The sequence below is a fragment of the Xanthomonas hyacinthi genome, from assembly GCF_009769165.1.
GTDB lineage: Bacteria > Pseudomonadota > Gammaproteobacteria > Xanthomonadales > Xanthomonadaceae > Xanthomonas_A > Xanthomonas_A hyacinthi.
In genome coordinates this window covers 1,248,982-1,270,811 of sequence record NZ_CP043476.1, presented here as the reverse complement: position 1 = coordinate 1,270,811, position 21,830 = coordinate 1,248,982, and the positions used below count along the sequence as shown (strand labels likewise).

The 21,830-nt window shown below is 69.0% G+C and carries 22 protein-coding genes and 1 riboswitch; of the genes, 9 read left to right on the top strand and 13 right to left on the bottom strand.

Features of this window, described 5'->3' with window-relative positions:
- Nucleotides 1–5 precede the first annotated feature (5 nt).
- From FZ025_RS05820 to FZ025_RS05810, 3 genes are all read left to right on the top strand, one after another.
- Complete coding sequence (locus tag FZ025_RS05820; protein ID WP_046978711.1) at nucleotides 6–1,109, top strand: PLP-dependent cysteine synthase family protein; 1,104 nt, start codon at nucleotides 6–8, stop codon at nucleotides 1,107–1,109.
- 61 nt (nucleotides 1,110–1,170) lie between these two features.
- On the top strand, nucleotides 1,171–3,195 hold the full coding sequence (locus FZ025_RS05815) for a M3 family metallopeptidase (protein ID WP_046978697.1): 2,025 nt from the start codon (nucleotides 1,171–1,173) through the stop codon (nucleotides 3,193–3,195).
- A 233-nt stretch (nucleotides 3,196–3,428) separates the two neighbouring features.
- The gene (locus tag FZ025_RS05810) at nucleotides 3,429–4,280 is read left to right on the top strand and encodes an SH3 domain-containing protein (protein WP_244292466.1); all 852 of its coding nucleotides are present in this window, start codon (nucleotides 3,429–3,431) and stop codon (nucleotides 4,278–4,280) included.
- Between the two features lie 54 nt (nucleotides 4,281–4,334).
- Here FZ025_RS05810 and fabB read toward each other — a convergent pair whose 3' ends face one another.
- Nucleotides 4,335–5,543: a beta-ketoacyl-ACP synthase I gene (fabB, locus tag FZ025_RS05805; protein ID WP_046978699.1), complete on the bottom strand. Its 1,209-nt coding sequence runs from the start codon at nucleotides 5,541–5,543 to the stop codon at nucleotides 4,335–4,337.
- On the bottom strand, nucleotides 5,543–6,058 hold the full coding sequence (gene fabA, locus FZ025_RS05800) for a 3-hydroxyacyl-[acyl-carrier-protein] dehydratase FabA (protein WP_003473191.1): 516 nt from the start codon (nucleotides 6,056–6,058) through the stop codon (nucleotides 5,543–5,545). The genes fabB and fabA overlap by 1 nt, the downstream gene beginning before the upstream one ends.
- 207 nt (nucleotides 6,059–6,265) lie before the next feature.
- Between fabA and dinB the strand changes: the two genes are divergently transcribed.
- Nucleotides 6,266–7,327: a DNA polymerase IV gene (gene dinB / locus FZ025_RS05795; RefSeq protein ID WP_046978700.1), complete on the top strand. Its 1,062-nt coding sequence runs from the start codon at nucleotides 6,266–6,268 to the stop codon at nucleotides 7,325–7,327.
- Between the two features lie 52 nt (nucleotides 7,328–7,379).
- Here the strand turns inward: dinB and FZ025_RS05790 are convergent, their stop codons facing one another.
- Both FZ025_RS05790 and FZ025_RS05785 read right to left on the bottom strand, forming a co-directional pair.
- The gene (locus FZ025_RS05790; protein ID WP_046978701.1) at nucleotides 7,380–8,324 is read right to left on the bottom strand and encodes an MBL fold metallo-hydrolase; all 945 of its coding nucleotides are present in this window, start codon (nucleotides 8,322–8,324) and stop codon (nucleotides 7,380–7,382) included.
- A 145-nt stretch (nucleotides 8,325–8,469) separates the two neighbouring features.
- Nucleotides 8,470–9,105, bottom strand: a complete 636-nt coding sequence (locus FZ025_RS05785) for an NAD(P)-dependent oxidoreductase (protein ID WP_046978702.1) — start codon at nucleotides 9,103–9,105, stop codon at nucleotides 8,470–8,472.
- A gap of 103 nt (nucleotides 9,106–9,208) precedes the next feature.
- On the opposite strand from FZ025_RS05785, the gene FZ025_RS05780 reads away from it, so the two are divergent.
- Nucleotides 9,209–10,111 carry a LysR family transcriptional regulator gene (locus FZ025_RS05780; protein ID WP_046978703.1) on the top strand — a complete coding sequence of 301 codons (903 nt, stop codon included), beginning with the start codon at nucleotides 9,209–9,211 and terminating at the stop codon, nucleotides 10,109–10,111.
- 45 nt (nucleotides 10,112–10,156) lie between these two features.
- A complete protein-coding gene (gene gph, locus FZ025_RS05775) occupies nucleotides 10,157–10,810 on the top strand; it encodes a phosphoglycolate phosphatase (protein ID WP_046978704.1) in 654 nt (217 codons plus the stop codon).
- Nucleotides 10,811–10,960: 150 nt separating this feature from the next.
- On the opposite strand, the gene FZ025_RS05770 is transcribed toward gph, so the two are convergent.
- From FZ025_RS05770 to FZ025_RS05760, 3 genes are read right to left on the bottom strand one after another with little or no spacing between them, the layout of a single operon-like run.
- Nucleotides 10,961–11,800, bottom strand: coding sequence for an MBL fold metallo-hydrolase (locus FZ025_RS05770; protein ID WP_046978705.1), 840 nt, complete (start codon nucleotides 11,798–11,800; stop codon nucleotides 10,961–10,963).
- A 21-nt stretch (nucleotides 11,801–11,821) separates the two neighbouring features.
- Nucleotides 11,822–12,148 (bottom strand): hypothetical protein, encoded by a 327-nt coding sequence (locus tag FZ025_RS05765; protein ID WP_046978706.1) that lies wholly within the window; start codon nucleotides 12,146–12,148, stop codon nucleotides 11,822–11,824.
- Between the two features lie 8 nt (nucleotides 12,149–12,156).
- Complete coding sequence (locus tag FZ025_RS05760) at nucleotides 12,157–12,702, bottom strand: hypothetical protein (RefSeq protein ID WP_046978707.1); 546 nt, start codon at nucleotides 12,700–12,702, stop codon at nucleotides 12,157–12,159.
- 140 nt (nucleotides 12,703–12,842) lie between these two features.
- Here FZ025_RS05760 and FZ025_RS05755 point away from each other — a divergent pair, with 140 nt between their 5' ends.
- Nucleotides 12,843–13,742, top strand: coding sequence for a LysR substrate-binding domain-containing protein (locus FZ025_RS05755; protein WP_046978708.1), 900 nt, complete (start codon nucleotides 12,843–12,845; stop codon nucleotides 13,740–13,742).
- Between the two features lie 16 nt (nucleotides 13,743–13,758).
- Nucleotides 13,759–13,893 (top strand): hypothetical protein, encoded by a 135-nt coding sequence (locus tag FZ025_RS22675; RefSeq protein ID WP_280117178.1) that lies wholly within the window; start codon nucleotides 13,759–13,761, stop codon nucleotides 13,891–13,893.
- Between the two features lie 106 nt (nucleotides 13,894–13,999).
- Here the strand turns inward: FZ025_RS22675 and btuB are convergent, their stop codons facing one another.
- The 3 genes from btuB to FZ025_RS05740 all read right to left on the bottom strand — a co-directional run bounded on the left by btuB (nucleotide 14,000) and on the right by FZ025_RS05740 (nucleotide 17,159).
- Complete coding sequence (btuB, locus tag FZ025_RS05750) at nucleotides 14,000–15,871, bottom strand: TonB-dependent vitamin B12 receptor (RefSeq protein ID WP_104558644.1); 1,872 nt, start codon at nucleotides 15,869–15,871, stop codon at nucleotides 14,000–14,002.
- Between the two features lie 110 nt (nucleotides 15,872–15,981).
- Nucleotides 15,982–16,199: riboswitch (cobalamin riboswitch) on the bottom strand.
- A 26-nt stretch (nucleotides 16,200–16,225) separates the two neighbouring features.
- Complete coding sequence (locus FZ025_RS05745) at nucleotides 16,226–16,669, bottom strand: TfoX/Sxy family protein (RefSeq protein WP_046981292.1); 444 nt, start codon at nucleotides 16,667–16,669, stop codon at nucleotides 16,226–16,228.
- 7 nt (nucleotides 16,670–16,676) lie between these two features.
- A complete protein-coding gene (locus FZ025_RS05740; RefSeq protein ID WP_046981291.1) occupies nucleotides 16,677–17,159 on the bottom strand; it encodes a GAF domain-containing protein in 483 nt (160 codons plus the stop codon).
- Between the two features lie 104 nt (nucleotides 17,160–17,263).
- Here FZ025_RS05740 and bioD point away from each other — a divergent pair, with 104 nt between their 5' ends.
- On the top strand, nucleotides 17,264–17,950 hold the full coding sequence (gene bioD / locus FZ025_RS05735) for a dethiobiotin synthase (RefSeq protein ID WP_104558645.1): 687 nt from the start codon (nucleotides 17,264–17,266) through the stop codon (nucleotides 17,948–17,950).
- 248 nt (nucleotides 17,951–18,198) lie between these two features.
- Here the strand turns inward: bioD and FZ025_RS05730 are convergent, their stop codons facing one another.
- From FZ025_RS05730 to FZ025_RS22845, 3 genes are read right to left on the bottom strand one after another with little or no spacing between them, the layout of a single operon-like run.
- Entirely contained in the window at nucleotides 18,199–19,104 is a 906-nt protein-coding gene (locus tag FZ025_RS05730) for a LysR family transcriptional regulator (protein ID WP_046979413.1), read from the bottom strand.
- 56 nt (nucleotides 19,105–19,160) lie between these two features.
- The gene (locus FZ025_RS05725; protein ID WP_208803748.1) at nucleotides 19,161–19,742 is read right to left on the bottom strand and encodes a DUF924 family protein; all 582 of its coding nucleotides are present in this window, start codon (nucleotides 19,740–19,742) and stop codon (nucleotides 19,161–19,163) included.
- Nucleotides 19,691–21,808 carry an SDR family oxidoreductase gene (locus FZ025_RS22845; RefSeq protein ID WP_425478436.1) on the bottom strand — a complete coding sequence of 706 codons (2,118 nt, stop codon included), beginning with the start codon at nucleotides 21,806–21,808 and terminating at the stop codon, nucleotides 19,691–19,693. The genes FZ025_RS05725 and FZ025_RS22845 overlap by 52 nt, the downstream gene beginning before the upstream one ends.
- Nucleotides 21,809–21,830: the final 22 nt, after the last annotated feature.

The following is a 21,830-nucleotide window of genomic DNA, read 5'->3' as shown; positions in this document are numbered from 1 at the left end:
CCGTCATGACCCCTCGCGATTGGGTGGCCAACGCCATCCAGAAGATCGACGCCGATTTCAACCGCTCGGCCGACACCCACCTGATTCCGCTGGAGCTGCCCGGTTTCCCCGGCATCGACCTGTACTTCAAGGACGAGTCCAGCCATCCCACCGGCAGCCTCAAGCACCGCCTGGCGCGCTCGCTGTTCCTGTACGCGCTGGTCAACGGCTGGCTGCGCGAGGGGCGCCCGGTGATCGAGGCTTCGAGCGGCTCCACTGCGGTGTCCGAAGCCTATTTCGCGCGCCTGCTGGGATTGCCGTTCATCGCGGTGATGCCGGCCACGACTTCGCCCGAGAAGATCGCCGCGATCGAGTTCCAGGGCGGGCGCTGCCACCTGGTCGAGCGCGCCTGCGACCTGCACGCCGATTCGGTGCAGCTGGCGCGCGAGAGCGGCGGCCACTTCATGGACCAGTTCCTGTACGCCGAGCGCGCCACCGACTGGCGCGCCAACAACAACATCGCCGAGTCGATCTTCCGGCAGATGCAGGAAGAGCCGCATCCGGTGCCGGAATGGATCGTGTGCAGCCCCGGCACCGGCGGCACCGCCGCCACGCTGGGCCGCTACGTGCGCTACCGCCGCCACGACACCCGCATCCTGTGCGCGGATCCGGAGGTGTCGGTGTTCTTCGAAGGCTATTGCGAAGCGCTGGCCGGGCGCGATTACGCCGGCCTGGCAAGCACCGGCGGTTCGCGGATCGAGGGCATCGGCCGGCCGCGGGTGGAATCGAGCTTCATTCCCAGTTGCGTCGATGCGATGGTCAAGGTGCCGGATGCGCTGAGCCTGGCGGCGATGCGCTACGTCACTGCGCGCCTGGGCCGGCGCGTGGGCGGCTCCACCGGCACCAACTTCGTCGGCGTGCTGCAGGCGGCGACGCGGATGCGCGCGCACGGCCGCAGCGGTTCCATCGTCACCATCCTGTGCGACAGCGGCGAGCGCTACGGGCACAGTTACTACCGGCCGGACTGGTACCGCGAGCACGGCATCGACGTGGCGCCGGCCGACGCGCAGCTGGCCGCGGCGGTGGCCGGCGCCGGGCTGCCGCCGCTGGCTTGTGCCGCGCTGGCCTGACCGCCATATCCCGACCATGGCCGGCGCCGCCGGCCCTTCCCCCGCTACCGAGACTGCCGCGATGACCAACCCCCTGCTCGATTTTTCCGGCCTGCCGCGCTTTGATGCGATCCAGCCCGAGCACATCGGCCCGGCGATCGACGCGCTGCTGGCCGAAGCCGAAGCCGCGGTCGCGCATGCCGAGCAGGTCGCGCCGGTGAGCTGGGACAGCTTCGTGGCGCCGCTGGACGATGCCACCGAGCGCCTGTGGCGCGCCTGGGGCCAGGTCAACCACCTGCAGGGTGTGGTCAACACGCCGGCGCTGCGCGAGGCCTACAACGCCAACCTGCCCAAGCTGACGCGCTTCTCCAGCGCGCTGGGGCAGAACCTGGCGCTGTTCGCGCAGTACCGCGCGCTGGCCGCCGCGCCCGAGGCTGCCAGTTACGATGCCGCGCGGCGCAAGGTGCTGGACAACGCGCTGCGCGACTTCCGCCTGGGCGGCGCCGAACTCGGCGATGCCGACAAGCAGCGCTTCGCCGCGATCCAGGAAGAGCTGTCGGCGCTGTCGGCGAAGTTTTCGCAGAACGTGCTCGACGCCACCGATGCGTGGTCGCTGCCGATCGACGACCCGGCGCGCCTGGCCGGCCTGCCCGACGACGTGGTCGCCGCGGCGCGCGCGGCCGCGGAGAAGGACGGCCAGGCCGGCTGCAAGCTGACCCTGCAGATGCCGTGCTACCTGCCGGTGCAGATGTACGCCGACGACCGCGCGCTGCGCGAGACGCTGTACCGCGCCAACGCGATCCGCGCCTCGGAATTCGGCGACCCGGCGCTGGACAACAGCGCGGCGATCGAGCGCATCCTGGCGCTGCGCGGCGAACTGGCCGGCCTGCTCGGTTTCGCCAGTTACGCCGAGTATTCGCTGGCGACCAAGATGGCGCAGAACCCCGACGAGGTGCTGGGTTTCCTGCGCGACCTGGCCGCGCGCGCCAAGCCCTACGCGCAGCGCGACCGCGCCGAACTGGAAGCCTACGCCCGCGAGCATCTGGGCCTGGACGAACTGCAGGCCTGGGATATCGCCTACGCCAGCGAAAAGCTCAAGCAGGCGCGCTACAGCTTCTCCGAGCAGGACGTGAAGCTGTATTTCACCGAGCCGAAGGTGCTGGATGGGCTGTTCGGCGTCATCAACGACCTGTACGGTCTGCAGGTGCACGCCGACAGCGCGCCGGTGTGGCATCCGGACGTGCGTTTGTTCCGCGTCAGCGATGCGCGCGGCCGCCTGGTCGGGCAGTTCTACCTCGACCTGTACGCGCGCGAGGGCAAGCGCGGCGGCGCCTGGATGGACGACTGCCGCAACCGCCGCGACCGCGCCGACGGCGTGCAGACGCCGCTGGTCTACCTGGTGTGCAACTTCGGCCGCGGCGGCGACGGCAAGCCGGCCACCTTCACCCACAACGAAGTCACCACCGTGTTCCACGAGATGGGCCACGGCCTGCACCAGTTGCTGACCCAGGTCGGCGAACTCGGCGTGGCCGGCATCAACGGCGTGGAATGGGACGCGGTGGAGCTGCCCAGCCAGTTCATGGAGAACTTCTGCTGGGAATGGCCGCGGCTGCAGGCGATGACCGCGCACGTGGACAGCGGGCAGCCGCTGCCGCGCACGCTGTTCGACAAGATGCTGGCGGCGAAGAACTACCAGAGCGGCATGTTCACCGTGCGCCAGCTGGAATTCGCGCTGTTCGACATGCAGCTGCATCACGCCTTCGACGCCGCCGGCGACAGCATGCTGCAGCTGCTCGAGCGCGTGCGCGACGAGGTCGCGGTGAACCGGCCGCCGGCTTGGAACCGCTTCCCGCACCAGTTCAGCCACATCTTCGCCGGCGGCTACGGCGCCGGCTACTACAGCTACAAGTGGGCCGAGGTGCTCAGCGCCGACGCGTACGCCGCGTTCGAGGAAGCGCCGGACCAGCTAGCCGCCACCGGCGCGCGTTTCCTGCAGGAAATCCTGGCGCGCGGCGGCAGCCGCCCGGCGCTGGAGAACTTCACCGCGTTCCGCGGTCGCGCGCCGGAACTGGACGCCTTGCTGCGGCACAGCGGCATGGCCGGCTGATCGCACGCCGCCGCGCCGCAGCCGATGCGGCGCGGCGCGGCGGCGGGTGGGCCGAATGCGGCAGTGCATGCGCCTGTCCATGCTGCACTGCAAGCCGACCCCGCGCTGAAGCGCGCCGCATCGCCCCCCGCAGCATTGCGCATGCGCGTGCTGGAACACTGCCGAAGCAAACCGCTCGCACGAGCCCAGGGAAGAAACGCCGGCCACGGGACCGGCGGCACAGGAGGTTGGGCATGAAACGAGGCATGTGGATGGCGCCGCTACTGCTGGCGGCCGCCGCACCAGTGATGGCGCAGAGCAGTAGCGGGTTCGCCCGCAGCGGCGCCAATCTGCGCGCAGGCCCGGCCAGCGAATATCCGCGGGTCTCCACGGTCGTGGGCGGCGACAGCCTCACCGTCTACGGGTGTGTCAACGACTTTTCGTGGTGCGACGTGCGCTGGCGCGCGGCGCGCGGATGGCTGCCGGCCGGCGTGGTCGAGTTCGACACGCGCGACGGTGCCGTCGCGCCGGTCATCGGGTTCGCCGTCGATCCCTATTGGGACGCGGACTACCGTGGGCGGCCCTGGGCGCGCGACCGCGCACGCTGGCGGCAGCAAGCGCAGGCATCGCCATCTGTGCCGGCGCCGGTGCCCGAGGCGCTCAAGCGCCAGCTGATCCCGCCACGCATCGCCGAGACCCGCGCCTACCAGCCGGCGCAGCCTGCGGTGGAGGCACCGGTGCAGTCGCAATGGGTGCCGCCGGGCGAGCGCATGTACCAGGCGCCGCCGCCGGATGCGCTCAACCCCAAGCGCAACAAGGAGCTGGCCGAGCAGCAGCGGCGCGACGAAGAGGATCGCCGTTGGCGCGAGTCCGTGCACCAGTCGACCGAGTCTTCTCAATCTTCGTCTTCCGCCTCGCCGTGGTGGCCGCCGAAGCCGGAGACGGTGGCGCAGGCGTCGCAGCACACGCCGCCACCGCCACCGCCACCGAAGCCGGCTTCGCCACCGCCAGCGCCGCCGCCATCCGCGCCGCCGCCGCCGAAGAAAGAACGGACGAAGGAGGAGGGCGAGAAAAAGCGCCGCGACGACAGGCAACTGCAACGCTGACGTTGCCGGTGGTCAGCGGCAGGACGCCCCTGCCGCTGCGGTGCGCAGGCTCGCTCAGCGCTTGCCGAACACCAGCGCGGCATTGGTGCCGCCGAAGCCGAAGCTGTTCGACATCACCGTGCGCAAGGTGGCATCGCGGCTCTCGCGCACGATCGGGAAGCCCTCGGCGCGCGGGTCCAGCGCGTCGATATTGGCCGAGCCGGCGATGAAGCCGTCGCGCATCATCAGCAGGCAGTAGATCGCCTCGTGCACGCTGGCCGCGCCCAGCGAATGCCCGGACAGCGCCTTGGTCGAGGACAGCGGCGGCACCGCGTCGCCGAACACTTCGCGTACCGCGCCCAGCTCGGTGACGTCGCCCAGCGGCGTCGAGGTGCCGTGGGTGTTGAGGTAGTCGATCGGCGCGTCCACGCCCTGCATCGCCATCTGCATGCAGCGCACCGCGCCTTCGCCGGATGGCGCGACCATGTCGGCGCCGTCGGAGGTCACGCCGTAGCCGAGCAGCTCGGCATGGATGCGCGCGCCGCGCGCCACTGCGCGCTCGTAGTCTTCCAGCACCAGCATGCCGCCGCCGCCGGCGATGACGAAGCCGTCGCGCTCGGCGTCGTACGGACGCGAGGCCACCGCCGGGCGATCGTTGAAGCCGCTGGACAGCGCGCCCATCGCATCGAACATCAGGCTCATGGTCCAGTCCAGTTCCTCGCCGCCGCCGGCGAACATCACGTCCTGCTGGCCGTGGCGGATCAGCTCCGCGGCCGCGCCGATGCAATGCGCCGAAGTCGCGCAGGCGGCCGACAGCGAATAGCTGACGCCCTTGATCTTGAACGCGGTGGCCAGGCTGGCCGACACCGCCGAACACATCGTGCGCGGCACCATGTACGGGCCGACCTTGCGCACGCCGCGGTTGCGCAGCAGGTCCGCCGCTTCCACCTGCCAGTGGCTGGAACCGCCGCCGGAACCGGCGATCAGACCGGTGCGCACGTCGCTGACCACGGCCTCGTCCAGGCCCGCATCGGCGATCGCATCGCGCAACGCCAGATATGCGTACGCGGACGCATCGCCCATGAAGCGCTTGAGCTTGCGATCGATCAAGGCCTCCAGATCCAGCTGCACGTCGCCGCCGACCTGGCTGCGCAAGCCGTGTTCGGCCGCCTCGGGGTTGGCGCGGATGCCGGCACGGCTGTCGCGCAGCGCGCGCGACACCGTGTCCAGATCGTTGCCCAGGCACGAGGTGATGCCCATGCCGGTAATCGCGACGCGGCGCATCAGAACGCCTCCGTCGAGGTGAACAGGCCCACGCGCAGATCCTTGGCGGTGTAGATCTCGCGGCCGTCCACCGACATGCGCCCGTCGGCCACCGCCATCACCAGCTTGCGGTTGATGACCCGGCTGATGTCCAGTTCGTAGACCACCTGTTTCGCGGTCGGCAGCACCTGCCCGCTGAACTTCACTTCGCCCACGCCCAGCGCGCGGCCGCGGCCGGGCGCGCCGATCCAGGTCAGGAAGAACCCGGTCAATTGCCACAGCGCATCCAGGCCCAGGCAGCCCGGCATCACCGGATCGTCGATGAAATGGCAGCCGAAGAACCACAGGTCCGGGCGCACGTCGAGTTCGGCGCGGACCACGCCCTTGCCGTGCGTGCCGCCGTTGTCGTCGATGTGGGTGATGCGGTCGAACATCAGCATCGGATCGTTGGGCAGGCGTGCGGCCTCGGCGCCGAACAGTTCGCCGCGCGCGCTGGCGAGAAGATGTTCGCGTGAATACGAAGTGAGGCGGCTCATGAGCGAATTTTCCCTAGCGAGACAGTCGAGGCGCGCAAGCGTGCACGACGCCCGCGCTTTCAATCAAACGTTTTATCCGTACGCACGCGTAGCGTAGGCGGCGCTGCAGTCGCTGGCCGTGAGCGGGGTCAAGGCATGCGTTCGCGGCGCATGCGCAGGCCTGGCTTATCATGCCGCTACCGTTCGCTGGCGTAGGGTGCAGGGCCGATGCGCAAGATCATTCACGTCGACATGGATGCGTTCTACGCGTCCGTGGAGCAGCGTGACGATCCCGCATTGCGCGGCAAGCCGGTGGTGGTGGCCTGGCGCGGCATGCGCTCGGTGGTGTGCGCCGCGTCCTACGAGGCGCGCGTGTTCGGCATCCGCTCGGCGATGCCGGCGTTGCGCGCCGAGCGGCTGTGTCCGGACGCGATCTTCGTGGCGCCGGATTTCGCGCGTTACAAAGCCGTGTCGCGGCAGGTGCGCGAGATCTTCCAGCGCCACACCGATCTGATCGAGCCGCTGTCGCTGGACGAGGCCTATCTCGATGTCACCGCGCCCAAGGGCGAGCTGGCCACCGCCACCGAGATCGCGCAGACCATCCGCGCGCAGATCCGCGAGGAAACTTCATTGACCGCGTCGGCCGGCATCGCGCCGAACAAGTTCCTGGCCAAGATCGCCTCGGACTGGCGCAAGCCCGATGGCCAGTTCGTGATCCGCCCGCACCAGGTGGAGGCGTTCCTGACCCCGCTGCCGGTCAGCAAGGTGCACGGCGTGGGCAAGGTGATGCAGGCCAAGCTGGCGGCGTTGGGCATCGTCAGCGTCGGCGACCTGCGCACGCACGGCGAAGCGGAACTGGAAGCGCACTTCGGCAGCTTCGGGCTGCGCCTGTATCAGCGCGCGCGCGGCATCGACGAGCGTCCGGTGGAATCGGACCAACAGGTGCAGTCGATTTCCTCGGAAGATACGTTCGCCGAAGACCTGGCGCTGGACGCGCTGGAACCGGCGATCCGGCAACTGGCGGAAAAGACCTGGAGCGCGACCCGCCGCACCGAGCGCGTCGCGCGCACCGTGGTGTTGAAGCTGAAGACCGCGCAGTTCCGCCTCCTGACCCGCAGCTTCACGCCCGAGCAACCGCCGCAATCGCTGCAGGCGCTGATCGACATCGCGCTGGCCTTGCGCCAGCGCGTCGATTTGCCCGCATCCACCCGTTACCGCCTGGTCGGCGTGGGCCTTGCCGGCTTCCACGAACCCGAGCCGGTGCAGACCCAGGGGCGGCTGTTCTGTTGAGCGGCACGCCGGCGCGGGCGGTGCTGTACGCCGCCGCGCGCCGGCAGTTCGCTCAGGGCCAGCGCATCTCGCCCTTGGCCACCTGGGCGCTGAGTTGCAGCGCATCCACGCCGCCCAGCTGCGGATAACGCTGCTGCATCGCCGCGACCAGCGCGGCCGCATCCTTGGCCTTGGCGGTTTCCTCGTCGAAGGCGCGGATGTAGTCGGCGGTGAAGCGCACCGCGGCCAGGTCCTGCGCCGCGCCCGGCACGAAGTGTCCGGGAATCACCCGCTGCGGCTGCAGCGCCTGGATCCGCTGCAGCGTCGCCAGCCACTGCGCATGCGACGCCGGGGTCTGCGTATCGGCCATCCACACGTGTTCGCCGGCCACGACCGGAATCCCGCCGAGCACGGTCTTGATGGAAGGAATCCACACGAACGTGCGGTCCGGGGTCGCGCCGTCCAGGCCGACGATCCGCAGTTCGCGGCCTTCCAGCAGCAGGCGGTCGCCGCGCAGCGGCTGCGGCAGCACGATGCGTTGCGGTGCATCGGCGCCGAGCTTCGGCGCCCATACCTGCAGCTTCTGCGTCTGGGTCTGGCGGATATGCGCCACCGTCGCCGGGCTGGCCAGCAGCTTGGCCTGCGGAAACGCCTGGGTGAGCACGTCCAGGCCGAAGTAGTAGTCCGGATCGCCATGGCTGATGTAGATCGTGGTCAGGCGCTTGCAGGAGGCGCGGATCTGCGCGACCAGGGCGCGCGCATCGGCCGCGGCGAATTGCGCGTCGACCAGCACCGCATCCTTGGAGCCGCTGACCAGCACCGAGGCGACGCCGAAGATCGCATGCGCGTCGGGATGGTAGACCTGCACCTGCAGTGGCGCGGCGGCCGGCTGCGTCGCAGTGTCAGCGTGGTGGGCCTGGACTGGAGCGCCGGTGGCGGCGTGCGCCGCGGCGGCGCCGGCGATGCCGAGCGCAAGGATCAGCGCCGCGCCGAGGCGCGGCAACGCAAAGGAAGGCATGCGGAACTCCGTCGGGGAAGGCGACGCCCTGCATCGGCATGGCGTGCGCGCCGCGCGCCGCGACCGTGTGCGGTCGCGATGCGGGGTTGGCGGCTGGCGCGAGGCGCCATCGGCATGCCTGCGGCAGCGCCGATGGCGCCGCTGCTCAGTACGCGGCGGTGGCAATCTGGCGCAGGTACTGCGGGCGCTCGATCTCGTCGACGAAGGCGCTGGCGTAGTCGGCATAGCTGATCGCGCTATGGCCCTGCGCATCGCGAAGCAGCGCGGTGGCCTGGGTGCGCACGCCGCCGCGTTTGGCCCCGGGGCCGATTTCCGCCGCCGGCGCGTAGAAGGTCCAGTCCAGGTCGGCAGCGGCCTGGAAGCGCTGCAGGGCGGCACGGTGCGCCAGCGCATGGGGCTTGTAGGCATCGGGGAAGTTCGGCGTGTCCACCAGTTGCACGCCCGGCGCCACTTCCAGGCTGCCGGCGCCGCCGACCACCAGCAGGCGCTGCACGCCAGCGTCGCGCGCGACCTCGATCAACGCCTGGGCGACGGCCGGAATGGTGTCGGCGGCCGCCGCACCGGGACCGTAGGCGCTGGCCAGCACGTCGTGGCCGCGCACCGCGGCGGCGAGGGCGGCGCGGTCGTCCAGCGACACGAGCACGATGCTGGCGCCGTCCAGTTCCGGCGGCAGCGGCTGCGCGCGGCGGACCAGGGCGGTGAGCGCATGGCCGCGGCGCAGGGCTTCCTGGGCGATCTGGCGGCCGACATTGCCGGTGGCGCCGAACAGGGCGATGTGCATCGAGGTTCTCCGGGGAGGGTGGACGGGATGCGCACAGTCTAGTCCTGGCCATTGGCGCGATAAACAGCGTATAAGTCGCCAATTTGTTGCATGGAACGAGTGAATGGACCGTCTGACCGCGATTGCGGTGTTCGTCGAGGTCGCCGAGCGCGGCAGTCTCACCGCCGCGGCCGAGGCGCTGGACCTGTCGCGGGCGATGGTCTCGCGCCATCTGGCCGAACTGGAGCGCTGGCTGGGCGCGCGCCTGCTGCACCGGACCACGCGGCGGGTGACCCTGACCGGCGCCGGCGCGACCGCGCTGGTGCGGTTCCGGCCGATGCTGGCGATCGGCGCCTCGCTGCGCGAGGAACTGGCCAGCGACGACCCGGAGCCGCACGGACAGCTGCGCGTCACCGCCTCGGCCTCGTTCGGGCAGGCGCATCTGGCTGCGGCCGCCGCCGAGTTCGTCGCCCGCCATCCGCAGGCGCGGGTGGACATGCTGCTGGCCGACCGCACGGTCAACCTGGTCGAGGAGCGCATCGACCTGGCGGTGCGCATTTCCCATCGCGTCGACCCCGGGCTGATCGCGCGGCGCTTGAGCGTCTGCCGCTCGGTGTTGTGCGCGGCGCCGGCCTATCTGCAGCGGCACGGCGCGCCGCCGACCGCCGCCGACCTGGCCGCGCACAACTGCCTGGGCCATCACTACGTGGGCAAGCACGAATGGCCGCTGCGCTACCGCGGCGAACGGGTGTCGGTGCCGGTGAGCGGCAACTTCACCGCCAACGAGGCCACCGTGCTGCTGGAGGCGGTGCGCGCCAGCGCCGGCATCGCCATGCTGCCGACCTACCAGGCCGCGGCGCTGCTGCGCAGCGGCGAATTGCAACGCGTGTTGCCCGACCACGAACTGGACACGATGGACATCTTCGGCGTGTACGCATCGCGCCGGCAGCAGCCGACGATCGTGCGCGTGTTCCTGGATTTCCTGGTCGCGCGCTTCGGCGAAGTGCCGTACTGGGATCGCGACTGAGCGTGGCGCCTACAATGCAGGCCGCGTTTCGCGCCGAGGACTGAAATGACGTTTCCGTATGCGGTGGTGGTATTCGATCTGGACGGTACGCTGGTGGACAGCGGCGCCGATATCGCCGAGGCGCTCAACCGCACGCTCGCCGAGTTCGGCCTGGCGCGCGTGCCCGAGGTCACCGTGCTCGGCTGGATCGGCGAAGGCGTGCGCAAGCTGGTCGAAGCCGCGTGGCGGCATGCGCACGACGCCACCCCGATCGACACGGTGATGCCGACCTTCATGCGCCACTACGAGGCCTGCCTGCTGCGCAGCCCGCGCCTGTACCCGGGCGTGGCCGAGGCGCTGGCGCAGTTGCGCGCGCGCGGCGTGACCCTGGCGCTGTGCACCAACAAGCCCTCGGCGTTCGTGCTGCCGCTGCTGCGCCATCTCGGCGTGGCCGATGCGTTCGCCGCGGCGCTCGGCGGCGACAGCCTGCCCGAGCGCAAGCCCAGCCCGCTGCCGCTGCTGCACCTGGCGCAGCAGTTCGCGCAGCCGCCGGCGCGTTGCCTGATGGTCGGCGATTCCGGCACCGACCTGCAGGCCGCGCACGCCGCCGGCATGCCGGCCGCATTGGTGCGCTACGGCTATCCGCGCGACCTGGACCTGGCCACCGCGGACGTGGTGCTGCTGATGGACGACATGCGCGAGCTGCTGGCGCTGGGGTGACGCGGGTCGCCAATTGCGCTTGGTCGACCATTTTTCGCCGCCTGCAATGCAACCGCAGCGGCTTCGCCGCGTCGGGGCGTGGCCGGCAGTCGTCGACTCGGCCATCACTGATTTGCCGTGACCGCCCGGTCCACGCAGAAGACGCCATCCTCATGCCTCATAGGTCATCGCATAGGCCGCGTTCGTTCGCTCGATGCGCGCGAAGCCGAGTTCGCCCAAGTGCATGCCGGCGATCAGGAGCCGCTCCGCGCTGACCAGGTCCAACAGCCGCGACCGTGTCGCGGCCGCAAGCACCGGGTCTTGATCGAAGACGATCGCCACCTCCGGGTGCGGCACCTGGATCTGCGGGAAATGCACGATGTCTCCCCAGACCAGCAGGCTGCGATCGCCGGCGTCGAGACGATAGCTCGTGTGTCCGGCCGTGTGCCCTGGCAGCGGCATGGCGGCGATGCCGGGGAACACCTCGCCTGCATCGAAGGTGCGCAGCCTGTCGCGATAGCCGTCGAAGACCTGGCGCGCGAACTGGAAATTGCCGCGGGCGCGCGCGGCAGCGCGGCTCATGTTGCCGTCGTCCTGCCAGAACGCGACCTCCCGCTGCTGCACGACGAGTTCGGCGTTCGGAAAGGCGACGTCTCCCGAGGCATCGATCAGTCCTCCCACATGGTCGGGATGGGCGTGGGTCAGCAGGATCGCGTCGATCTGTGTGGGGCGCAGGCCTGCCAGCGACAGGTTGCCCAGCAGCCGGCCACCCCACTGCTTGAAGCCGCCGGCACCGGCATCGATCAGGATCGTGCGGTCGCGGCCTCGTACCAGGTAGCAGTTGATATGGACTGCGCAAGCGTCCTCCACCTGCGCATCGCTCTGCATCTGCAGGGCGTCGGCCGGCGCCATGTGCAAGAGCGCGTCCGGGCCGACGCCGAGATAACCGTCGCTGATGGCGGTGATGGTGAAATCGCCGATCCGCTGGCTCGGGAAAACGTCCTTCGTCATCGCATTTCTCCGGATCGCCGATCAGTTGCGTGCATGAATGCATTGCGCCGCGTAGCCGAAACAACGGATGCGGGCCTCGAAGCCGGTCGCTTGCCGGATGGCGTCGTCGAGTCGTTCCATGAACTGCGCCATTGTTGTCGGCGTACGCGCTGCGGCGAGCCGGTAGCGGACCTCCGCGAAGATCGGCCGGCCGTGACCATGCAGGGCCGGGACGTAGATGACATGCACGTTCTCCAGAGCGGCGAGAAGCAGGCCTGTGCACAGTTCGGTGCATTGCTCGGTCAGGTCCGAGAGCGCTGTGTCCGGCGGCATCGTGTGCGCCGGTAGGAAGAGGGTGACGTTCGGCATCGGCGGTCCTAGCGCGCCACGTCGGAGGCGCTGCCGTGGCCGCTGGTCAATTGCGCGGTCATCGGCTCGTAGACGTGCACGTCCTCCTGCAGCCGATCCATCGCAGGCAGCCTGGTGCGGTCGAGCGTCGCCAGCCAGCGGCGTTCCGGAAATTTCTCCAGTTCCGTCGCGTGCATGGCGCATGTCTTCAGGCCCAGCGCGCTCAGCGGCTCGGGGCCGGTGGCACTCGACAACAGAACTTGGTTGCTGCCCACGGCGGGTGCCCGATCGAGGCCGTCGTAGAGGTTGCGGTGCCAGTCGACGATGTGCTGTTGCCAGCGTGCGAAGTTGCCGCCGCCCTTCCGGCGATAGTCCTCGCCGGTCAGGACGTGCAGGCCATCGATCGCGTGCACTGCCAGATAGGTGGGGTAGCCGCGGCGCAAGGCCTTGAAGCGTTGCGAACTGTGGAAGCCCTGCACCGAGATGAGCGCCGGCAGCTTGTCCAGGCTGTAGAAGTCGTTCCATTCCGCTTCGCTGGCGGGATCGGCGAAGCTGCATTCCACCGTGTAGATCATTGCGTCGGCCTTGCCTTTCGTTGATGTAGTTTCATGGTAGGCCGGTGTTTTCGGCAGAAAAATCGATAGTTGATCACGCTTCAGTGACTCAATGTCATGGTGGGCGGGTCGGATGTCGTACCACTGCCTTGGAGCCGTACATGCGCCGCAAGATTCCCAGCCACTCCGCGCTCATGGCATTCGAGGCGGCCGCCCGGCATGCCAGCTTCGCGCGTGCGGCCGAGGAACTGGCCTTGACCGAAGGCGCGATCAGCCGCCAGATCGGCCGGCTGGAAGGGTTCCTGGGCGTCACCTTGTTCGCCCGGATCGGCAATCGGGTCAGGCTCTTGCCGAACGGCGAGCGCTATGCGGCACAGGTGCGCGAGACGCTCGACCGGCTGGAACGCGACAGCCAGTACCTGATGGGCCAGCGCAGCGACGGGGCCAGCCTGGACATCGCCGTCCTCCCGACCTTCGCCACGCGCTGGCTCATTCCCCGCCTGAAAAAATTCCAGACACGGCACCCGAATATCACCGTGCATCTGGCCGAGCGCATGCAGCCGTTCGTCCTGGCCGGCAGCGGTTTCGATGCGGCCATCCATTTCGAGCACCCGGCCTGGACGGGGATGCGCACGCATCGCTTGTTGCAGGAGCTGCTGGTGCCGGTCTGCCATCCGCAACTGCTCGCTGGGAAAGACGCCGCGACGGCGCTGGATGCGTTGCCGCGCCTGCATCGCCGCCAGAACCCGGACGCCTGGCAGCGCTATGCGCAGGAAACCGGGATCGGGCTGACCCATCCGGCGATCGGCGCCCGCTACGATCTCCACGCCATGTCGATCGAGGCGGCGCTGGCCGGCCTCGGTGTCGCGCTGGTACCACGCCTGTATGTCGCGGCCGAGCTGGCCGCTGGCCGGCTCGTTGCGCCGTGGCCCGACGGCACGTCGATCTCCAAGACCTTCTGTCTTGTCCTGCCGGAGCCGATCCGGTTGAACGATGCGCCGATCCAGGCGCTGGCGGACTGGCTCATCGAGGAAGCGCGGGCGTCGTCTCCCATGCCCTGATGGCGGTGTCTGCGCCATGCCGTGCCGCCAGTCGCCGCTGCCATCGGCGATGCCGTGGCCGATCCACCCTGCATGGCGCCGCAACGCAGGCGAAGCCTACGGCGCGGCGGCGGTCGCGACGGGTGTCGCCAGCGACGCCGATGGCACCTGATCGTCGAACCCGAGGGCGCGCGCGACATGCCGCACTTGCGCGCGGATGCCTGCGATGAATGCATGTGCAGCGGGCCGCGCCGCATGGCGCAGCCCGCTGCGGGGGCTCAGCGCGCCGCCGGCGCGTAGCGCAGGGTCAGCGCGTACTCGCGGCCCGGCTGGTTGTACCAGCTGATGGTCTGGTAGTCGCGATCGAACACGTTGCTGGCCTTGGCCTGCAGCGTCCAGTCCGCCGTGAACGCGTATTCCACGCGCAGGTCCACGGTGCCGTAGCCGGCCAGGCGCAGGCTGTTGGCCGCGTCGTCGTAGCGGTGGCCGCTGCCGAAGGCGGTGACGCCGAGCTTGACCGGGCCGAAGCCGCGGTCCACGTCCAGCCGCGCGGTGTCCTGCGCGCGTCGCGCCAGCCAGTTGTCGCGGTTGGCGCCGTCGCTGCGGTTGCGCGGATCGGTGTGGCTGAGTTGCGCCGACAGTTCCCAGCCGGCCAGCGTCGCGTAGCCGGTCAGCTCGGCGCCGCGGATCCGCGCTTCGTCCACGTTGACCGGCAGGAAGCTGGCGGCATCGTAGGAGATCAGGTCGTCGACCCGGGTCTCGTAGACGTTGAACGTCCAGTTCCAGCTGTCGGCGTACTGCGCCACGCCCAGGTTGCCGCTCTTGGACTTCTCCGGCTTCAGTTGCGGATTGCCGGCGAACGGGTAGTACAGGTCGTTGAAGGTCGGCGCCTTGAAGCCGGTGCCGAGGCTGGCGGTGAGCTTGAAGCCGCCGTCCAGCGCCAGGCCCCAGCCCAGGCTGCCGGTGGTGTGCTGGCCGAACTGCTCGTTGTCGTCGCTGCGCACGCTGGCCTGCACCTGCTGCGCGCCGAAGCGGCCCTGGTACTCGGCGAACACGCCGGTGTTGTCGCGCTGGTCGACGTCGTAGGCGGTGCTGCCGGTGACTTCCTCGCGCTGCCAGTCGGCGCCGGCGCTGAGTAGCTGGCCTTCTGCCAGGCCGAAGTCGCCCTGCAGCGAGGCGCTGTCGCGGCGGCTGTCGAAGGTGCTGACGAAGCTGCGGGTGCTGCTGCCGGGCGCGTGGTAGTAGCTGTCGGCCTGGTCGGTGTTGCGGCCGAGCTGCGCGGCCAGGTGCACGCGCGCGGACGGGGTCCAGTCGAGCTTGCCGCCGAACACCTGCTGGGTGTTGTCGGCCTCGTTGCCGGCGAACAGCGCATCGCCGTCGTACTCGTTGCGGCTGTCGATGTTCAGCGCCTGGCCTTCGATGCGCAGGCTGTCGCTCAGCGCATAGCCGCCGCGCGCGCTGAGCGAGGTGTTGCGGTAGCCGTCGCGGTCCGGCTGGTCGACATAGCAGCCGGCGAACAGGCTGGCCGAGCCGTTGCAGGCGTTGATGCCGTCGGTCTTCTGGTAGCCGCCCTGCACCGACAGCCAGCCGCGTTCGCCGCGGTTGCTGAAGCCGGCGCTGGCCTCGCGCAGGCCGTGGCTGCCGGCGCCCAGGCTCAGGTTCTGCTGCAGGCCCTGGCCGCCGCGGCGGGTGAAGATCTGGATCACGCCGCCGATCGCATCGGAGCCGTACAGGCTCGAGCGCGGGCCGCGCACGATCTCGATGCGCTCGATCTGGCTCAGCGGCAGGTCCTGGAACGCGGCCAGGCCGGCGCTGGCCGAGCCGATGCGCACGCCGTCCACCAGCACCAGCACGTGGTCCGATTCGCTGCCGCGCAGGCTCAGCGTGGTCAGCTTGCCCAGCCCGCCCTGGTTGGACACGCCGATGCCGGCGCGGCCCTGCAGCAGCTGCGCCAGCGACGTCGCCTGGCTGCGCTCGATCTCGGCGCGGTCGATCACCTGCGCCGGGACCACGCTGTCCTCCACCGAGATCTGGGTGCGGGTGGCGGTGACCAGGACCTGGTCCAGGTCGGTGGCGGCATCGGCGGCGAGCGCCAGCGAGGGCAGGGACAGGGCGGACGCGATCGCGACCGAAAGCAGGCGGGACGACATGGGGCAACTCCGGCGCGCGGGCGCGCTGTGACGGCGGTGGAGTCGCGAACGGAAGGTGCAGGCGGACGGCGTCGGACGCGGCGCGGCACGCCGCGACGCCCTCCGCATCGCAACCAGTGGACTGCAAGGCCGGTCTCCGGGCTGGCGATCTGGGAGTCGGCACTCCCGGCTGCGACGCCTTCCCATGCCCAAGGCACAGTGGCGCAAGTCGTCAGCGCGGATCGCTTACCGTTGCGGGGGCAGCGCCGGCCTTGTCGCAAGACGCACCGGCTTCCCGTTTCAACCTGCAGGCCGGAGCCGGCAGGTCACCTTGAAGCGGCGCGATTGTACGCGATCGCCGCTGTTGCGCGCGGATCAGTCGTCGTCGCGCTCGCTGGCGTGGCCGTCGGCGTCGCGTTCGTGGTCGTGCTCGGCGTCGTGCGCATGGCCGCCGGAGGCGTCGTGCGCGTCCTCGGCATAGGGCGTGTCGCTGCGGTCGCCGTCGCGGTCGAAATGGGTGGTGGCCACCGGTCCGGCCACCGGCAGGCCGCGCTGCGCCGGCAGCTGCGCCGTTGCGGCTTCCAGTTCGCCGAGCAGTTGCGTGCGCCGCGCCTCGGGCAGTTCCTGCCAGTGGCAGCCGGTCAGCGCCCCTTCCAGCGAATACAGCAGGTTGAGGCTGGGCTTGAAGCCGGCGCGCTTGACCTTCAGGAACGCGGCCACCGCACCGGCCGCAGCCAGATCCTCCTGCGTGCGCAGGCCGACCTGACGCAGCCAGGCCGCGCTCTTGGGACCGATGTTGCGCAGTCTCTCGGTGCTCATCGCCGGCTCATCGCAGCGCGTCGACGAAGACCAGGGCGATCGCCTCCAGGCCGTGCTGGTCGTCGGCGTCGAAGCGCGCCAGGTCCGGGCTGTCCAGATCGAACACGCCGATCAGCTCGCCGTCGCGCAGCAGCGGCACCACCAGCTCCGAGCGCGAGGCCGCATCGCAGGCGATATGCCCGGGAAAGGCCTCCACGTCGTCGATGCGCTGGGTCTGGCCAGTGCTGGCGGCGGCGCCGCATACGCCCTTGTGCAGCGGGATGCGCACGCACGCGGGCAGGCCCTGGAACGGCCCGACCACCAGCTCCTTGCCGTCGTACAGGTAGAAGCCGACCCAGTTCAACCGCGGCAGCGCGTGGTACACCAGCGCCGCCAGGTTGGCGGCATTGGCGATGCGGTCGGGTTCGCCGCTGACCAGGGCGCGGGCCTGGGCGAGCAGCTGGGCGTACTGTTCCGGCCTGCTGCCGGTGAGCGTAGAGGAAGCGAACATCGCGCGAGTCTAGCAGCGGCCGATGGCGGCCTGTGCGCCGGCGCCCGGCCCCGGCTATCCTGCGCGCCCGCGCCGCATGCGCCGACCTCGAGGATCCTGCCACGATGCGCTTCCCCGCTTTCTACGTCACCGGCACCGATACCGGCATCGGCAAGACCGTGGCCAGCACCGCGCTGCTGCATGCGCTGCGCGCGCGCGGCCAGGCGGCGGTGGGCATGAAGCCGGTCGCCAGCGGCTGCGAGCGCAGCACGGACGGCTGGCGCAACGAGGATGCATTGGCGCTGCAGGCGGCCAGCGCGCCGCGCCCGGACTACGCCGACCTCAATCCCTATGCCTTGCCGCTGCCGCTGGCGCCGGAACTGGCCGCGGCCGCGGCCGGCGTGCGCGTGGAGCTGGGACCGATCGCGGATGCCTTCGCGCGGCTGCGTGCGCAAGCCGATGTGGTGGTGGTGGAAGGCGTCGGCGGCTGGGCGGCGCCGCTGTCGGCGACGCTGGACCAGGCCGATCTGGCGCGCGCGCTGGCGCTGCCGGTGCTGCTGGTGGTCGGGCTGCGCCTGGGCTGCCTCAACCATGCCCGGCTCAGCGCCGCGGCGATCGCCGCCGATGGCCTGCGCTGCATCGGCTGGATCGGCAACGAGATCGATCCGGTGATGCAGCGCATCGACGCCAATATGCAGATGCTGCAGGAGCGCTTGCCGATGCCGTGCTGGGGGCGGCTGCCATACCGGCCGCATCCGGATCCGGCGGCACTGGCGGCAGCGTTGCAGCCGTGGCCGGAGCCAGCAGGCTAACGCCGCCACCGCGCGGCAAGGGGCATCGCGCTGGCGCTGGCAGCGCGTTTTCGACCCAGGGGACAGCGCGTGTGGGAACGAATCCGGGTGGCCGCGCGGCATCGCTCGCGACAGGCTTGATCGGTAGGATTTATCGCGGTTGAGGCGGCGGTTGAGGCGGCGGTGGAGCGGTATCGGTTCCGCGCATGAGCCACTGCCGGGCGCGCCGCATCGGACGTGCGCGCTCGGCATTCGGCGAATGCCGGGCATCAGGTTTCAATATGCACTCGTATCAGCTCCTCGAACCATTCCACGAACACCCCCAGCCGACGCGATCTCTGGTGCCTATGCGGATACAGCAGCGACACCTGCATGGGGGCAGCGCGGAACTCGGGCATGACCTCCACCAGTTCGCCTCTGTCGAGCAGGTGCTGGACATCGAAGCGTGGAATCTGGATCAATCCCGTCCCCGACACGCAGCAGGCAATGTAGCTTTCGGCGTTGTTGACGATCACTCGACTGGGTACGGCCAGCAGCCGTTCGTTGCCCGATACGAGGCAGTCCCAGGGCAGTTCCCGTCCCGTGGAGGGCGAGGCGTATCCCACCGACCAGTGTCCCCGGGTCAGGTCGTCCGGTCTGGCGGGCACGCCGTGCTCCTGCAGGTAGCCCGGGCTGGCGCAGTTGATCAGCGCGAGATGGCCCAGGGGGCGAGCGATCAGGCTGCTGTCGTGCAGTGCGCCGATCCGCACGGCGCAGTCAACGCCTTCGTGCACCAGATCGATCGCGCGGTCGGTCGACCCCAATGCCAATTGGAGGCGGGGATAGCGCCGCAAGAACCCCGGAAGGGCGGGGGCGATCAGCCGGCGGGCGATACGGCTGGGCACGTCCACATTGAGTCGCCCTGAAATCTTGCGCTGGCCGGCGTGAAACAGCTGATCGATATCTTCTGCATCGGCGAGAAGCAGGCGCACCCGCTCCAGCAACCGTGCGCCATCGGCAGTCAGCCGCACCTGACGCGTGGTTCGGTGCAGCAGACGCGTGCTCATGGCCGATTCGAGTTGCTGCACGGCAGCGGACACCGATGCGCGCGGCAGCTCCAGCGCATGGGCGGCCTTGATGAAACTGCCCATCTCGGCCACTTGAACGAAGACGCGGTACTGATCGAGTTTGTCCATTCATCCTTTCCACATAGCCTGCTCCAACGCGCCATCCAGCCCACCGGGACACCGCCTCAGCCGGCAACGCCAGCGTTGTCGAGGAAGGCGGGTTCCTTATCCGTGGTCCGATGTCCCAGCATAACGTTGCGATGCGGGAAGCGGCCGAACCAGCGGATGATGTCCCGCTGCCTCTCGGCATGGGAGAGCCAGGGCCGTCCGGGTCTGGCGTTCAGCACGACCGATCGGTTTTTGCTCGACGGCATCCTCCGAATGGGCAAAGGAAAGGGCAGGCAAGAAAACAGCCTCAAGTCGACATCGACCTCTGCCATATGCCCCGCCGATTCTGCCTTTCGGGCACGGTGCCGGGCCACGGGGTCCGTTGCGGACACGCGAGCCGTGCCGCGAAAGGCATTGCGCGGGAATTGGTCGAGCAGAATCCGCAACGCCAGAGCGCCCTCGGGCGTGGCCGCCCATTCGTCACGTTCGCGCCGTGCCGGCGAAAGCTGGTTGCAGACTCCGGCCCGGCAACAATTCGCTTGATCCGCCGCTGGCGCCAGGCGGGCGCCGATCCGCTCGCGGCGGCGGCAGCGGTGGTCCTTGGGGCTTATTTGGTGGTGTATCCACCATTGATGAGGATGGTCTGGCCGGTGATCCACCAGCCGTCGCTCACCAGGTGGCGAATGAAGGGCACCACATCCTCGATGTCGGTCAGGCCGGTCTTGCTGAACGGCGAAAGCGCCGCGGCCGTCTTGTGGTAGGCCACTGCATCGGCCCCCTCGGCCGGATAGAAGAACGGCGTGTCCATCGGGCCTGGGCCGACCGCCGTCACCGAGATACCGCGCGCACCGAATTCCTTGGAGGCCGCGCGGGTGTAGTGCTCCACCGGCGCCTTGGTACCGGCATAGGCGGCATAGAACGGAGTGAATGCCCCTAGCAGCGACGTGACCACCGTGCAGATCCTGCCGTTGTCGTTCAGGGTTTTGCCGGCTTCCTTGAGGAAGAAGAACGCGGTCTTGGAGTTGACCGCCGTCATCTCGTCGTACTCGGCCTCGCTGATCTCGGCCATCGGCTTCTTGAGCACCTTGCCCACGGTGTTGATGGCGATGTCCGGCTTGCCAAGCGCGGCGATGGCGTCGGCGAACAACTTCTCGACGGCACCAGCCGTTGTCAGGTCGGCCTGGATCGCCACGGCCTGCGCCCCTGCTGCCTTGACCGCGGCCACGGTCGCCTCAGCGTCGGCCTTGCTGCTGGCGCTGTTGTAGTGAATCGCCACCGCCTTGGCGCCTTGCTGCGCCAGGTCGCGGGCGATCAACCCGCCGAGGTTCTTGGCACCGCCGGCGATGAGGACGACTTTGCCTTTGATGGAATGTTCTGCCATGGAAAATCTCCTTCGGTGGATTGACTGGAACGTCAGTCTAGGCAGCAATACATCGGAGATCAGCCAGGCGAACCTGGATGGATTATCCATAAAATCGATCCAATCGAAGCGAAGCGGTCCGCGTGAATCTACGACGAATCCAGCGTTTTCGTACCTGCTGTCTTGTCCCGTTCGAATCCTCGCTCTCCGGCCATGAACGCCTCCAGCGTGTGCCGGATCAGCGTCGTCGCATCGACCGCTTCGCCATAGGTGCGATGGAAATCGAGCAGCCATCCGGGCGCCGTCATATGCGCCGGATGAAGTCGCGTGTGCGGCAGACGGTGCTGGTCCAGGGAACAGGCGGCGTGTGGTTGTCCGGTCTGCAATCTGCGCAAGCGCTGGGCGCGCGCGCGATCGCGACCTCCCGCGGCATCTACTACTGCGCGCGGATGGCAGCGTACATTTGCCGGTATTCGCGCGGTGCGGTGCGCATTTCATGATGCGCTTGAATGCGCTGCTGAACGCGCTGTCGGAGTCGTAGCCCAGCTTTTGAGCGATGGACGAAACCGTCGCGTGGCTGCTTCGCAGCGCCCGCGTCGCCAGTTGCATCCGCCAATGCAGCACGTACTCCAGGGGGGCGAGTCCCGCCTTCCGCTTGAACCTCAAGGCCAACGTCGAACGGGACACGTTCGCGATTTCGGCCAGGTCTTCAAGCGTCCAGCGCCGCGCCGGGGCAGCATGGATGGCCTGGACGACGGCACCGATGCGCGGGTCGGACAGGGCGAGAAGCCAGCTCGGCGTGCTGCTGCTTTCTTCCTGAGCCAGGTAAAGCCGCAAGACCTGAACCAGCATGATGTGGCCAAGATGCTGGACCACCAGCGCACTGCCTGGGCACGGATGAGCGAGTTCGTGTGCCAGCTGCTGCAAGGCCCAGTGCAGCACGGATGCTTGACCCGAACCGTTCCTGACGACCGCGATGGGAGGCAATCCATCGAACAGAAGAGCGGCTTCCTCGCCGAAGGCAAAGCGGCCACCGATCAGCAAGAACGCATCGGCGCTGCCGTGGTGGGCGATGCCATTGATCGCATCGCGATAGACCGTCTCGGCCGCCACAGCAGGCGACGCAAGGTCGCTGCCCAACGAAAAGGCCAGTCTGTGCGACAGCAAGAAGCAGTCGCCTGCCTGGAGCTGAATCGGTTGTTCCACGCCTTCAACGGTCAACCAGCAATTGCCCTCGACGATGGCATTGAACTTGATGCCGTCCGGCGGCGGGAAGTCGATGGCCCATGCGCCGCCCGCCTTCAACCCTGCGAAGAAGGAGCTTTGGGTGTTCAGCAGGGAGAGGACCTCGGAAAGTGGGTCCATGAAGAAATAGGACGATCTCGAC